Genomic DNA, 1139 nt, shown 5'->3' on the forward strand with positions numbered 1-1139 from the left:
CTTCGACGAGCGCATCGGCCTGGCCGACCAGCTTCAGGATCGCCGCAGTCGACTCCGCTTTCTTCAGGTCGAGTGCGGCACTGCGCCGCGCCCGATGCGCACGGCCAGCCACACGAGGTACACCGAACCGACCGCCTTCATCGCGAGTTGCAACGCGGGCAGCGCAAGCAGCACGCCGCCGAGCCCGGCAGCAGCAGCAGCGGCCATCGACGCCAGGCCGGCCGCGATACCGGCCATCAGCGGCAGCGAGCGCCGATAACCGAAATGCGCGCCCGACGCGGTCGCAAGCGTCGTCGCGCCGCCCGGCGTCACGGTGGACACGATCACGAACAGCATCAGCGGCAGGTAGTCGCGGAACGGCACGGAAGCTCCCGGTTGTCGTCGTCGAAGCCCCGTTTTACCCGCGATCCTCCCATTACGACAGCGAAAGCTTTTTATGCCTGCCATTAGCGATCATAATGCGTCGCATGGTACGCAATCTCGACATCGCGCTGCTGCGCGCCTTCGTCACGGTCGCCGAGCATCGCAGCATGACGGCCGCCAGCCGCGCGCTGCACCTGACGCAGGGCGCGATCAGCCAGCAGGTCGCACGGCTCGAAACGCTGTCCGGCCCGCTGTTCGTCCGCGAGCACCGCAACCTGCTGCTCACGGCCGACGGCGAGCGGCTGCTCGGGCAGGCGCGCCGGCTGCTCGCCGTGCACGATGCGCTGTTGACCGACATGACGGCCGGCGCGGTCGAAGGCGCCGTGCGCGTCGGTGCACCGCAGGATCTCGTCTCCTCCTGCCTCGCACCGATCCTGAAAGGCTATGCGCAAGCGCATCCGCAGGTCGCGCTCACGCTCGTGTGCGCGGCATCGCCGGAACTGCGCCGCGGGCTCGCGCAGGGCGAACTCGACGTCGCACTGATCGAGGCGCCCGTCGGGTCGTCGCGCGGCGAGTGCATCGCGGTCGACCGCCTGGTCTGGGTCGGCGCGAAAGGCGGCACCGCGTACCGGAATACGCCGTTGCCCGTGTCGATGGTCGCGCAGACCTGCGCGTTCCGCCCGACGGTGCTCGACGCGCGGCGCGGCTGCGATCGCGCGTGGCGCACCGTGTTCGAGAACGGCAGCATCGATGCGACGGCCGCGACCGTGCGCTCC

1 protein-coding gene and 1 pseudogene are annotated in these 1139 nt (G+C 69.9%); one reads left to right on the forward strand and one right to left on the reverse strand.

Annotated elements, in window-relative coordinates; all coding sequences use genetic code 11:
- Positions 1–75: 75 nt before the first annotated feature.
- Positions 76–363, reverse strand: a pseudogene (locus tag G3N93_RS40625) (LysE family transporter); the annotation flags it as partial.
- A 95-nt stretch (positions 364–458) separates the two neighbouring features.
- On the opposite strand from G3N93_RS40625, the gene G3N93_RS40630 reads away from it, so the two are divergent.
- Positions 459–1139, forward strand: a 681-nt coding sequence (locus G3N93_RS40630; RefSeq protein ID WP_206135589.1) for a LysR family transcriptional regulator, incomplete at its 3' end; no start/stop codon positions are given.

The sequence above is a fragment of the Burkholderia sp. Se-20378 genome (assembly GCF_017104665.1).
Lineage (GTDB): Bacteria > Pseudomonadota > Gammaproteobacteria > Burkholderiales > Burkholderiaceae > Burkholderia > Burkholderia lata.